Origin of the sequence: Pseudomonas monsensis (genome assembly GCF_014268495.2) — a bacterium.
GTDB lineage: Bacteria > Pseudomonadota > Gammaproteobacteria > Pseudomonadales > Pseudomonadaceae > Aquipseudomonas > Aquipseudomonas monsensis.
Genome location: NZ_CP077087.1, coordinates 2,864,108 through 2,878,325, shown reverse-complemented (window position 1 = coordinate 2,878,325; position 14,218 = coordinate 2,864,108). Strand labels below are relative to the sequence as shown.

The following is a 14,218-nucleotide window of genomic DNA, read 5'->3' as shown; positions in this document are numbered from 1 at the left end:
CCCTCAACATACTATGGCCGTTGGCACGTTCAGCGGCCCGCAGCTATAAATATTGCCGGTACCCATGCCGTTGGAGCGCACCGACACATCGAGGGGTTCGTTGGCATTGGCTTGCGTTTCCAACTGAGGGAAGTGCTTGAACGTGGCGTTATTGGCTGCTTCGTTAAGCTTGGCGATCCAGCAGAACACCTTGCCCCGAGAAAGGTCTCTGACGTGGGTGTTGCAACCTGAAAGTATGAAAACCAACATAAAAAACGATAGCGTTTTAGCCAATTTTTTAACACTCCGCTCCAGCGTTACAACGACCAACACTCTCAATTTAGCCCGCGAAGACTCACGCGCCACCAACGGTTAATTGAACGACTCAATAACCCAAGTCAGCAGAACCCGCGGCGACGTGCTACCTGTATCGCGACACTCCTCTTATAACCCGCCCAGAAGGTTCTTGTATTTCTCACAAACCGACCTACTGGACAGAGTGGAATCGTCCACGTCATTTAAAACACAAGGCCAGGCTTTCGCAAAACTCAAAAAAACCTTCAGATACATTAACTTCGCGTGCTCAGTATGATCTAGATTAATCTCAATCATTGTCTGCGGAGTAGCCCCGAGAGCATCCTGCCATTCTTGCTGATCTTCGGCATCATAAAACTCATCAAGAATATCTTTTGAGTGCAGGGCCAACCAAATATCTGAATCATCCTCACCAACGCCACCGCGAGAAGGTTTTCCGGCACTCACGAACCCGCCATGTTCCAGGAGCACGGCTTTAAAATCATCCGCGCTCAACTTTTCTGATGATAGGATCATTGCCGACAATGACATAATTAAAGCCCTTCTTTTAGCTCCTTAAAAATGCACTGCACATAATGTGAGACGGACTACACGACAATACAAAAACGGGGGACAAAAAAGGTGGCGGATTTAGTTTCGGCTGGATTTGTGATCCTTTTCCGCGAAAAAACAAATCTGCCACCTTTAACTTCTCAGTTACTTGGACCAACTGGAAAAACCTGATCCCAGAGAATCGATGTGAGATATTCCTTGGCATCTGCCTCGTCATCTGCCGGATATACGACATAGTCATCGTTGTCTAGCAGCAAAACCCAGGATACAGAGTCATCTTGATAAAGAGATTCAAGTTCCCGCTCGATATTCGATCGCTGTTCCGGATCATCCAGCATACGCCTTAACAAACTTTGAGCTTCCGAGTCACTCAGCCCTACCTCTACCGAAAATACCGACCTCAAAACATTAACCACACGCGAGTAGTTCATAAGCAATCACCTAGCTGGAAATATAGTAATGGTTTGCCATGTATTACTTGCTTTATCAAGTTCATAGGTTGCCTGAACGCTGCGCAAGTTCGGCACCAAATTCGGCGCACCTTGCATAGAAGGGGACAATTTACTTCCGCCAACGCGCTCAAATCCACGCCCGAGATCGACACCGAGATCACCTACGTCGGATGGCTTGATGGTAACGACCGTGGCCCCTGGATCCCTCGCTATCGCTGCTTGAAGCGCACCATTATTGCGAACGGATTGATCTGCAAAAACAAGCAGCTCATCTGAGTTGAAAGCAGATGACATAGGTGGAACGATAGTTTTCCCGTTTACAATTTTGATACTGCCGTCAGGTGCTTGGCCGCTCACTGCCCTATACATTAGCTCGCCATCGGTAACGGCCCCTCCGTGTCGCTCAAAAGAATGCGCGTTGGGGTGGCTGGTTAAAAGGTCGACGGACTTCTTGTCGATCGAAATCGAATTTTTCGCGCCTGCGCCGAGAATCGAACTGCCTAATCCCCACGCATTCAATAAACCTTCTACACCCCATATGACCCGTTCGGACGTCGTAGCGGATTCTCCCGTAATCGGATTTGATCCACCAGCGGCCATATAGCCTTGGCACCCTATCCCAATCACACCTGACCCGCCACAACCGGCAGTGAAAAGCTCATTGGAAAGGCCCTTAAGCTGAGCTTCTGCACTCTGCTCATTCAAGTCATTTTTAACTTGCCATCCTATCGCCTGCGCGAACGTGGCGGGTTGCAGAACCCACTCTTCTCCCTGATTCGTCACAATGGTCTTGTCGGTGGCAACGCAATAACCATTCGGTGATGTGCCGCAGACGATCACATCTCCTGGCTTGGTAGTGACAACAGAAGCACGTGTGAAATCGTTATCCTCCGCTATTTGCTCCTCTTTTAAGACGCTGAAACCTTTAGCGATGAGCCCCGCGATCTCACTGGATAATCCATCGCAATAGCTAGTTGAGGCCCCTTGACACGACTTCTCGTACCTTCTTTGCAACTCCTTCAGTGAAAGCCTTTCTATGTCACTCAGATGATTGTTCTCAACAGCATTTTTCGCTGTCCCGGCGCCGAGCGCTGCGTCAAAGGCACTGCCCGCCGCAAGCGCGCCGGACATCCCACCGGCGAGAGTCGATAGAGCCGCTACTATTTGCTTTTCCGACTCGGTCAACTGGCTTGCAGATTTCTCCGGATATAGCAGGCGAGCTACCAATTCACCGGCGGTGGCTCCCGCAGCACCAGCCAATGCGGAACCACCTTGCGCCTTCGCCAGAACCGCTCCAAGTACGGCATGTGCCATCAGGTTGGCCGCATCGTCCCCTTCCGTCAGCTGTTTAACGGCTTGAGCCAGGTATGGTGCCGCTCCACCGCCAATAGCGGCGGCGATGTTTCCACTCAAAATCCCCTGAACAATTCCCGCAACTGCCTGGCTGGCTTTCTGGAAGCTGCTGCCTGTGCCGTAATCGCGCTGAACTTGCTGACTGACTTCTTCAGGGGTGGGATTGGCCACACCACTGTCATTCAACTTGTCGCGAGCAGCTTGGTAGGCCTCACTTCCTGGATCCTGGGCCTCCTTCATCTTCGCCGCAGCAACTGCGCTCCCGATGCCCCTCACCAATTCGATCGAGCTCTTCACCAGCTCGATTCGCTCTTTCATGCCACCTTCGTCGGGCTTGTCGAGCCGTTCGTTGGCATTTGCCGTGTCCCGATTCAAACCGACCAGATCTTGTGCGCCCTCAGGATCGCGAATAATGATCGTGCCTTCGCTGACTGCACTACGAGTGTGACTTTTGTCCGAATCGTTGAGAGAAATGCCGTAAAGTCCGCCCACCGAGCCGAATGCTCCAGCCCCACCGTAACCTCCCGAGAGGCTGACGCCAGCAGACTGGGCATCGATTTCACTGACGTTCTTGATGTCCCGAGTAATGAGTCGGTCGGTTATGAGAATGTTTTTATCTGGCGTGGCATCGCTGGCAATGACGCCACCTTCAAGGGTAGTGGTTTTACCAACATCAATGGTGTAACCACCCGCACCTGCGAATAAGCCGGTCTGATCGGTGACGGCTTTGTACTCACTGTTCATATTGCCTGCAGCCAGGTTGGCCGAAGCGGTAACAGTTGCGCCGTAGCAGAAGGGTGGAATACAAATGCTGGCACCGAAACCGCCGCTGCCTTGCTTGTTTTTCTGCTCTTCGGTGTCCTGACGGGAAATGATATTGAGGTTGCCGTCGATCAGCGCCTTGATGCTATCGGCGCGAACCTGAGCGCCAGCCAATGTCGTATCACCGCCGCTATGAATCAGGAGCGAGCCACTGTCTACAGTACTGTTGACCTGCGTAACAGAACTTCCGTTACCCATACCCTTCGCAACTTGTGCGCCAAGATCCAGTGTGAAGCCGTTTTGTTGGCCAATGTTGAAGCTGGCGCCGATAGCCGTCTTGTTATTACTGTTGTGGTTGGACCAATCCGACGTGTTCTGCGCGCTTTCCACAATGACATTGTTATTGGCAATCAACGAAGTCGCAGCGGCTTTGAGACTACTGCCAATGATGTGAAGATCGCCGTCATTTTCTGAAGCGTTACCATTGGCAATGATGGATAGGGTACCGCCCGCATTGACGGTACTTTGCTTCGCCGTTTGACTTTTGTAGTCGCTGGTACTTTTGCTATGGGTATTGGCGAGCTCAGTGCCAATTTTAATCAGCGAACCGTTGCTGGCCGTACCGCCTTGCTTGTCGGCAAATCCGGTTTTTTGATCATTCGCATCCGATGCCATACCGCCGAGGTTATAGGCAGCCAAGGCCGCCTGCGCAAGTTTCACCGCCTTGAGTCGCGGATCATCCGCGTTTTCGGCAGCCTCCACCGCAGAACGAATAGTATTGACGGTGTCGATAATTGCACCGCCAACAACGCGTCCCACAGCAAGACTATTGGATTTATCGACGGTGCTTTGCTGCGATGTTTCCATACCTGCGCTGATGGTGACATTCGAGCCACGAATGCTCATGTCCTTGGTGCTGATCAGGTCACTGGCAACGACACTTAGATCCCCATTCGCTACGAGGCTGACATTACCTTTACTAGAGCCAATAGTGCTGCCGGTCAGAGTCGTCTGCGAAAACGTGCCGTTATGCTTCTGATCACTGATCGACAGATGCTGATTACCGGTAATGTCATCAATACCAAGATTGTTCGCCGTCAGCACACCCGTCAGATCACGATTCTTCTCCTTGTGCATCTCGGTGCGAGTGAAAGTGTTCTGCGCCGCGTTAATGGTCAAGTCACCACCGGCACGGACAGACAGGTCATTTGTACTGACCAATGCAGAACCTGTGATGGTGGCATCACCTTTGGCATTGACAGCAATGGTGTCGCCCGAGATTAGGCTTCCCACAGCAGTTGTCTGAGTTTCAGCGAGTTGATCCTGGACCTTACTCGACTTCAAACCACCCCAACTGCTTTTGCTTTGGCTCCGTTCGTGGCGGGCGCTACTCGAGTCCGTAACCGCCAGAATTTCCACATCGTTACCAGCGCCTAGGCCGACGCCCGCTTTTTCAGAGATGACATCGCTGCCTTTGATCGTCAGATCATTGCCGGCACTCAATACATTTTTCCCCACCGCGGTGACCGAGCTGGCGACGTTGGTGATCGAACTGGTCTCATCAAGTTGGGACTTCTTCCCTGATGAAGATTTCTTGGTCTTGCTATAGAAGCTGTAATCCGAGTCCTCGGCTGATTGCAGCACCAGATTTTCGCCTGCTACGAGATAAGCCTCATTCCCCGCACTCACCCGGCTGGCAATCAAATCCAGATCCTTGCCCGCACTCAGCGTCACATTCCCGCCCGCCGTCACGCTGGTAGAAACCTGACTGACATGATCCTCCTGACTCGTCACCTTCTTGGTCTTGGTGTACGAGTGCTCTTCATCCGCCGCCGAGGCCAGGGTCAAATCACCCACGGCACTCATGTTCACATCGCGTTTGGCGTCGATCTGGCTGGCAACCGCTGAGATATCCCGGCCGGCGTTCACCTTCAGATCCTGACCGGCATTAATGGCCGAACCATATTGAGTAATCGTCTGATCCGTGTGCAAACCACGTTGACCACCTGAGACCTGCTCAGCCGAAACGAGGTTGACGTCACGCCCAGCATTGATCGTGGTGTCCAGGCCGCTTTTCAGCACGCCACCGGTGTTGTTGAAGTCCTGCCCGGCCTTGATGGTCAGGTTGTTGGCCGCTTCGATACGCGCAGCGCTATCAACAAAGTCGCTGCGCTCACTGCGGTAGCCGCTGTCGCTTTCGTGGGTGGTGACGGTGCGTTCGTTGATGATGTCGCCACGGGTGGTGGTCAACGACACTTCTTTACCCGCGATAACGCCGCCGGATTTGTTGATCAGGTTGTTGCCGGCCAGCAGGTCGAGGCGATTGCCCGCTTCGATCAGGCCACTGTTGACCAGATCGTTGGTGGCGGTGGCCGACAGGTTGTTGTTGGCCTTCAAGGTACCGGCGTTGTTCAGGTCCTTGCCGGCGATCAGGGTCACGTCGCTGCCCTGGATCAAGGCGCCGTTCGGGGCCAGGCGGTTGTTGGCGTTGGCCAGGTACAGCACTGGCACCAGCACTTGCTCGCCGTTGACTTCGGCGGTTTCCATCCAGACGATGTCGTGGGTCAGCGCCGCGACTTGTTCGGAGGTCAGGCTGACGCCCACCGCAAGGTTGAGCTCGTTTTTGCTGGCGAGTGCGTTGTCCATCAGGTACTTGAACAGGCCGTCGTTGGACGTCTGCCCGTCGATGAACCGCTGACCGGTACGAGCGATCACGGCTTGCTGGATCAGGGTCTGCTCGTAGAAGCCGTCACCCAGGCGCTTGGCGCTTTGATCAGGGTCGTAACCGAGGTTGGACAGCAGGTAGTCCGAGCTCATGAACTGCTTGAGGTCGGTCAGTACCGGGTTGGTTTCGACCAGGTATTTCTGCGGACTGGAATGGCCGGTACTGGCCGGAACACCCTGCACCCGGTTGATGGTGAACGCAGTGGAGCGCCCCGGCAGGGTCGCGCCGCTGGCGTCAGTTGCCGGCGTGCTGACGTCGATCGCACTGGCACCGCCAACCTGTTGCTGGGTCTGGTGATCGACGGTGCTCAGGTTGACGTTGCTGGCTGAGGCCGAGGCATTGTTCGTCAGAAGAATGTTGCGCGTCTGCACGCCTGGCAACGTTTGATCGCGCTGGCTCGGGTTGACGCTGGCGCCGCCCATGGTCCAGCTCTGCGGGCCGGTCGCGACCGGGGCGGTGCTTTCCTGACCGCTCAGGCGGAACAGGCCGTTCTGCCCGGTCGGCAGCGCGAAGCCCGGCAACACCACTGGGTTGACCTGCTGCTGGGCGAGGTTCGGCGGCAGTTGCTGATTGACAGTGACGCGCGTGGAGAACTGGCTACCACCCGCTCCGGTGCCGGTGCGCGGACCGCTACCGATATAGGTGTAGCCCGGACGTACGACACTGTTATCAATGTTGTTCTGGGCGGTGATGTTGACCGCGCCTGCGGCTTGAATGACGGCGGAATAGCTCTGGTCGCTGCCGGCGATTTTACGAGTGCTGCCCAGCCCCGGCAGTTCCCGTTCGGTCATGCCGATGAAGTTGGCGATACCGCCCTGCAGACCACCCAGATTATTGGCGTCGTAGCCACTGCTTTCATACCAGTACTGGTTGGTGAAGGCACTTGCTGCGCTGTACCAGCCACCCGCGTTACGGGTGCGCTCGGACATGTAGATGCGGGTGGTTTCGGTCTCACCGGTTTCCACGCCACTGTTGGTCAGGTTCGCCACGTTGGCCGTGAAGTTGCCCGCCGTGGCGATGGTGCTGCTCTGGTTGAGCAGGTCACCGCCATTGATGCTCAGGTTGCTACCTGCGGTGATGCTGGACGCAGCGCTGGCCGCAGTGACCTCGAGTTTTTCGCGCTGCACGATCTCCCAGGCGTGGTTCTGCTTGCCGCTGCAGTCACCGGCGTTGACCCCTTCGATACAGGTGACTTCACCGATGCGCGCGGTGTAGATGCCGGCGTTGTTGACCGTGAGCACGTCGCGGATGTTCTGGATCGAGCTCGCCGCCAGCGTCATGCTGCCGTCGCTTTGCAGCGATGCGGAGCGGTTGACGATGGAGTTCGCCAGACCGCCCTGGCCGTCGCGGTCAATCATCAGATTGCCGAGGCTGTAGACGTTACCGTAGTAGTTATTGAAATCGGCAACCCGCAGCGACATGTTCCTGCCGCTGAAAATCAGGCCGCTGGCGTTGACCAGATTACCGGTGGTCAGAGTCAGGTCAGTGCCGGCGGCCGTGGTGCCGTAGTTGCGCACGCCGCCGGCATTGATGGTCATGCCCGCGCCGGAAGTCAGGCGACCGGCATTATCCAGTTGGCCACTGACATTGAGCGTGGTCTGGCCACCCCCGGCGATGCTGGAGGTGGCTTCCGTAAGGCTGACTTGTGCAGCGTTCAGGGTCAGGTCGCCCTGACTGGTGAGGCGCCCCGGGCCCCAATAAGCGGCACTCAGGCCGACGTTCATGCTGCCGTCACTGGCCAGCAGGCCTTCGTTGAACCAGTTGACGCCGTTGCCGGTGAAGCTGTTGGAGGCGAGCAATTGGCCGCTGGCGGTCTGGGTCAGGTTGTTGACGTTGACGGTCAGGCGCCCGGCCTGAATCGAACTGCTGTTGGTCCAGGTGTCGGTGCTGATGGTCAGGCCACCGCGGGTAACGAGGGTGCCGCCGGCGTTGATGACGTTGTTAGTGGAGATGTCAAACGTGCCGGTGCCGACGTGCAACAGGTTGCCAGCGGTATTGAGGAAGCTGCCGGCGCCGAGCGTCAGGTCGGTGTTGGCGGTTTCCAGCGTGCCGTTGCGGTTGTCGAACAGGCCGCCAATCTGGAAGTTGGTTTTGCCGCTGGTGCCGAGGGCACGCAATTGGCCGGTCTGGTTGTCGAGGCTGGCGGCCTTGATCGCCAGGGTGCTGTCGCTCTCGATGATGCCCAGGCGGTTGTTCAGCGCACCGGTCAGGTTGAGGTCGATCTGCTGGCCGGCGATCTGGCCGTCGTTGTCGCCGCTGTTGTCGAAGTTGTTGCCGGTGACGTTGATTTTGCCTTTGGCGTAGAGCCCGCCATTGCGGTTATCGAAGTTGCCGGTCACGACGATGGCGTCGCCGCTTTGTGCGGAAATACGGCCGCCATAGTTGTCGAGGCCCATCGCCGCATTGAGGTTCAAGCGCTGGCCCTGAATCACCCCGCCCTGACGATTGTTGTTCAGGTCATAGCCGTTTTTCAGCACACCGGTCAGGCGCGCGGTGAACGCCGCTTGCAGGCTGGCGAGGACACCGCCACGGCTATCGAGCTGGCCGGCATTGATGGAAAGATCACCGGTGGTGGCGAGGATTCGGCCGCTCTGGTTGTCGATATCGCCGGTGCTGACAACGGTGACGGCGCCTTGCGCCTGTACGGTGCCCTTGGCGTTGGCGAGGCTGGCGGCCTGGACTTGCAGGTCGCCGTTCTGGCTGTAGATCAAGCCATCGGCGCTGTTCTGGATGGCGCCCGCTGTGGTGATGGTCAACAGGCCGCTGGCGGCGACGGTGCCACGGTTGCGGTTGTCCAGACCACCGCTCAACAGGGTCATCAGGCCCTGGCTGGCCAGTTGGCCGCCCTGGTTGTTGATCTGCGTGGCGCGTTGCAGCAACAGCGTGCCGCCACTGGCGAGTTTGCCGTTGGTGTTGGTCAGGGCACCAAGCAGGTCGAGGGTCACGGCGCCATTGCCGGCCAGACTGCCACCGGTGTTATCCAGGGTGGTGCCGGTGAAGCTCAGGTCCTGTGTGGCGTTGACGGTACCGCCGGCGTTGCCCAGCGTCATGGCTTGCAGCGCCAGGGTCGCATCGGTGGCGATCAGACCACCCGCCGCATTGTTCAGCAAACCGCTGACAGTCAGGGTTTGCGCCCCGGTGCTGGAGACCACGCCGTTGTTGCTGTTATCCAGATTGGCTGCGGTGACGCTGAGGTTTTTCTGGGTGACCAGTGCCCCGGCGCCGCTGTTGAGCAAATCCCCGCTCAACGTCACGCTGAGGTTGCCATCACTGGCAGAGAGCGTGCCCTTGTTGCGGTTATCGAGGCTGGCAGCGTTGACCGTCAGGCCTTGCACCCCGGAGACCACCCCGTTCTGGTTGACCAATGCACCGGTGTTGAGATTCAGCCGATTGTTGCTGACCAGCTTGCCGTTGCTGTTATCGAGGCTGCGGGCAACAAGGTCGATACTTTGGCTGCTGGCGATCTTGCCGCTGCGGTTGGTCAAGTCACGCAGGTGCTGAATGCTCAGTTGGCCTTCGGTGGTGATCAAGCCACCGTCGTTGTTCAGGTCTGCGGTGGCTGCAGCGAAATCAATGGCAATTGCACTGCCCAGCAGCGAGCCGTTCTGGTTGTTCAGACCGTTGCTGTTGATAGTCAGGCCCGTGGTGGCATTGATCAGCCCCAGGTTCTGGTTGGTGAGCAGGCCGTCGAGGTTCAGGTCCAGATTCGCGCGACTGGTCAGTGTGCCGCCGCTGTTGTCGAGGCTGGCGGCTTTGATGTCCAGCGCGGCGGCGGCAATCAGGCCTTTGAGGTTGGTCAGCGCCTGGTCGATGCGCAGCGTCACGGCCTGATTGCTGAGCAATTTGCCGTTGCTGTTATCGAGGCTGCGCGCCGTCACAGTAAACGCCTGGGTGCTGGAGATCTCACCGCCGTCGTTGTTGACGTCCTGAAGGTTCTTGAGCATCAGCAACGGCGCGCCGATCAGGCCGTTCTGGTTGTTCAGTTGACCGTGATTGAGGTCCAGATCCAGCGACGTATTGCTGAACAGCTGACCGCCCTGCTGATCCAGACCGGTAACGTTCGCGGTTAGGGCGGCATTACTGGCGATACGGCCGCCGTCCTGGTTGGTCAGTTGGGTCGCCTTCAGATCCAGCGTATCGCCACTGTTCAACTTGCCGTTGTGGCTGTTGTCGAGCGTACCGGTCTGCACCACCATCGCGCCTTTGGCGCTGAGGCTGCCGCCGTTGCTGTTGTCGAGGCTGGCACTGGTGAGGTTGAGGCTGGCGTCAGTGACGATCTGGCCACCGCGGTTGAGCACCACGCCGGTGGTGGTCAGTGTCAACGGCCCGGCAACGGACAGGCTGCCGAGGTTGTTGGTCAGACTCGCCGCCGTCACGCCAAGGCTGCCCTCGGCGCTGATCAGGCCCTGGCTGTTATTCAGATCGCCGCTCAGGTCGAGCTTCAGATTGCTCTGGCTCAGGAGCGCACCCGCAGTGCTGTCGAGGCTGCGTCCGGTCAGGGTCAGGTCGGTCTTGCCCGACAGCAGGCCCTTGGCGCGGTTGAGTACTTCGTCGACGGTCAGGGTCAACGCACCTTGCGCAATCAGCTTGCCGCCGTCGCTGTTGTCCAGACGACTGCCGAGCAGCGTCACGTCAGCCTGGCTGGACAGCTCGCCGCCACGGTTGTCGACCGCATCGACCGTCAGTTGCAGCGCGTCATTCGCGCCGACGAGACCGCCGTTACGGTTATCGAGGCTGTTGCCGGTGAGCTTCAGCCCGGCGGTTGCCACCAGTTCACCGTGCTGGTTATTGAGCGTCGCGACGTTGGCGATAACCTCGGCTTTACCGGCAATGTGCCCTTCGCTGTTGTCGACGCTGTCGGCTTTCAGGTTCAGCTCATCGTCAGCGATCAGCGTACCGCCCTGGTTGACCAGTTGACCGTCCACCGTCACCCCGAGGGTGCCACGGCTGGTGATCAGGCCGCCGCTGTTGTCCAGTCGAGCGCTTTTGACATCCACGCTCTGCGCGGAAATCAGGCCTTTGACGCTGGCCAGCAGTTGCTCGATGCGCAGGGTCAGGCCCTGATTGCTGATCAACTTGCCGTTGTTGCTGTTATCGAGGTTTTGCGCGGTCAGGGTGAACGCCTGGGCGCTGGAGATTTCACCGCCCTGGTTATCGACATCCTTGAGGTTTTTCAGCACCAGCAGCGGTGCATTGATCAGGCCGTTGCGGTTGTTCAACTGGCCGTGATTGAGGTCGAGGCTCAGGGAGGTTTTGCTGAACAGTTGACCGCCCTGCTGATCGAAGCCGGTGACCGTTGCGGTCAGCGCTTTTTCGCTGGCGATCCGGCTTCCGGTGCCGTTGCTCACCTCAGTTGCGTTGAGGTCCAGGGTGTCGCCGCTGATCAAACTGCCGCCGGAGGCGTTGTTGAAGACGCCAGTCGTCAGCGCGGTCGCTTTCTTGCCGCTGATCAAACCGCCCTGACTGTTATCCAGACTTTGTGAAGCGAGGCTCAGCCCGTTGTCGGTGGCGATCGAACCCGCCTGGTTGTTCAGGCTGCCCGTGATGGTCAGCGCCAGGGCGCCGGCGCTCGACAGATGACTGCGGGTGTTATCGAGACTGCCGGCGTGTACGGTCAACGTTCCTTCGCTGCTGATCAGGCCTTCGATATTGCTCAAGGCATTATCGAGACGTATATCCAGATTGCCCTGTCGGGTCACGAAGCTGCCGCCGCTGTTGTCCAGGCTTTGCCCGACCAGCGTCGAGTTGCCCACACTGAACAGTTGTCCGAGGGTCTGATTGATGACCCGGGCCACAGTCAAGCCAAGGGTAGTTCCGGCCAGGACCTTGCCGCTGTCACTGTTGTTCAGGCTTTGACCGATGACGCTCACATCGACGGTGCTGGAGATTTCACCGCCGCGGTTGTCGATGTCATCGACCGTCAGTTTCAGCGCGTTTGTGGTAGATACCAGACCGCCGTTACGGTTATCCAGCGACTGGCCGGTGAGCAACAAGGCGCCTGGAGCGACCAGCTTGCCGCCCTGGTTGATGAACTGCGCCACGTTGGCAGTGAGATCGGATTGGCTGGAAATGCGTCCGGCGCTGTTGTCAATGCGCGTCACGCCGATAATCATCGGCCCGGTCGCGCTGAGCAAACCGCCACGGTTATCCAGTTGCGTGCCGGTGTAGTTGACGGCGGCCTGGCTATCGAGCAGACCTTTGTCGCGGTTGTCGAGTGTGCCAACGCTGAGTTGCAGGTCTTTGGTCGCGCGAACTTTACCGCCGCGGTTGTCCACGGAATCGCTGCGCAAGGTCAGGCGATCCTTGCCGACCACGCTGCCGCCACGGTTGTCGAGACTGCCACTCTGGACATCGACCAGCCCTTTGGCGCTCAGGTCGCCGCTCTGGTTGTCGAACAGGCCAGTGATGCGTGCAGTCAGACTGCCGTCGCTGACGAGGCTGCCTTCATGGCTGTTGTCGAGGCTGGCGGCGGTGATGCTGACGCTCGCACCGGAACCCAGCACGCCGTTGCGGTTGTTCAGCGCGCCGATCAAGCCGATGTTCAGCGCCACGTCGCCAGTGACCTGGCCGTCGCTGTTGTCCAGCGTGATCGCGTTGATACGGGTGGTGCCGGCGCTGGAGATCTCGCCGTCGTGGTTATTCAGATCGCCGAGATCGGCGCCGAGGTTGCCGCTGCTGCTGATCACGCCCTGCGTGTTGAGCACCTTGCTGGCGTTCAACTGCACCGTCGAGTTGCCGAGAACGTTGCCCTTGTTCTGGTTGTCCAGGGTGGTGGCCGTGAGGCGCGTGGTCTGCTGGGCGCTCAAGGTGCCGCCCTGGTTGTTCAGGGTTTGCCCGACGTTCGCCGTCAGGTTGCGACTGGCGATGATGCTTTTGCCGTTGTTGTTGAGGTTCTGCGCACTCAGGTTCACGTCGCCGGCGTTGTTGCGGCTGTTGTCGGCGTTGACCCCGGCTTCGATGACGCCGTTGTTGCTCAGGTTGCCACCGGCGCTGAGGCTGATGCTGTCGCGCGCGGCGAGACTTTGCTGGTTGCTCAGATCACCCTGGGTTTGCACGTTCAGAGCGGTGCCGGCGTAGACCGGACCTTGGGCATCAAAGCTGTTGGCCTTGACGTTCACGGCAGTGGCCGCCGAGGTCTGCGCCAGGGTCAATTGACCGTTGGCATCAATCTGGATATCGCCACCACTGGCGGCCAGATTGCCCGCCAGTTTCACCCCGACCCCGGCCTCGGTGCCCACCAGTTTGATTGTCCCGGCATACATGCCGCCCAGCGCCGAGGAGTCGATGGCCAGCTGCGGTTTGCTGCTGCCATCATCGGCGCGGGCCGTGGCATTGAGGGTTTGCGCGTTGACGTCGTTGCGCCCGGCGACGATGGTCAGGTTCTGCGCTTGAATCTCGGCGTTGATCTTCGCACTGCGGGTGATGATTTCGAAGCGGTCGACGTTGTTGGCATTGAGGCCGGCGCCTTCGATGGCAACGCTGCCCTGATCGACCTGAAAACGATCCAGACGACCGTTGTCGAGCACCGGCTTACCGGTGGACAAGGTCACCCGTGGGGCGTTGATGAAGCCGCAGCCATTACAGGTAATGCCATACGGGTTGGCGACGATAACGCGTGCCGACTGCCCCGCCACTTCGGTGTAGCCGCGCAACTGGCTCGGATTGCCGCTGACGACTTCGTTGAGAATCGTCGACGCCGAACCGCTGTTTTTCAGGTTCGGGTTGCCGATGATGTGCCCGCCCAACTGAGTGTTCGACGTTTGCGTCGCACCGTTGTTGAGGATGACGCCCTGAGCACCGACGTTGTAATCGTTGAACTGGTTATGCGACAGACCGCTGCCGTTGGGCGTGGCGATATTGATGATCGGCACGCCGTTACCGGCGCGGTCCAGCGAGGTGTTCGGGTTGGCCACGACGATGCCGTCGGCCTGCGCCCACATCGGTTGCCAGAACATGACGTTGGCCAGCAGAAACGCCAGTCCGCGCTTGGGCATGCCGAGGAACAAATCACGGCTTTTCAAGGCGGCGGAGGGCTGGGCTGCAAAAAAGGCGAACTGGCGAACGTCCATGTCGATGATCC

The 14,218-nt window shown here is 58.3% G+C and carries 4 protein-coding genes; all 4 read right to left on the bottom strand.

The genetic code is table 11. The annotated features are described in order from the left end of the window. Positions 1 to 3: 3 nt before the first annotated feature. Positions 4 to 312, bottom strand: a complete 309-nt coding sequence (locus tag HV782_RS12645) for a hypothetical protein (RefSeq protein WP_217890348.1) — start codon at positions 310 to 312, stop codon at positions 4 to 6. 111 nt (positions 313 to 423) lie between these two features. Further along, positions 424 to 825: a hypothetical protein gene (locus HV782_RS12640; RefSeq protein ID WP_217890347.1), complete on the bottom strand. Its 402-nt coding sequence runs from the start codon at positions 823 to 825 to the stop codon at positions 424 to 426. Between the two features lie 161 nt (positions 826 to 986). Further along, entirely contained in the window at positions 987 to 1,277 is a 291-nt protein-coding gene (locus tag HV782_RS12635; RefSeq protein WP_186747173.1) for a hypothetical protein, read from the bottom strand. Between the two features lie 6 nt (positions 1,278 to 1,283). After that, positions 1,284 to 14,207 (bottom strand): two-partner secretion domain-containing protein, encoded by a 12,924-nt coding sequence (locus tag HV782_RS12630; protein WP_186747175.1) that lies wholly within the window; start codon positions 14,205 to 14,207, stop codon positions 1,284 to 1,286. Positions 14,208 to 14,218 lie beyond the last annotated feature (11 nt).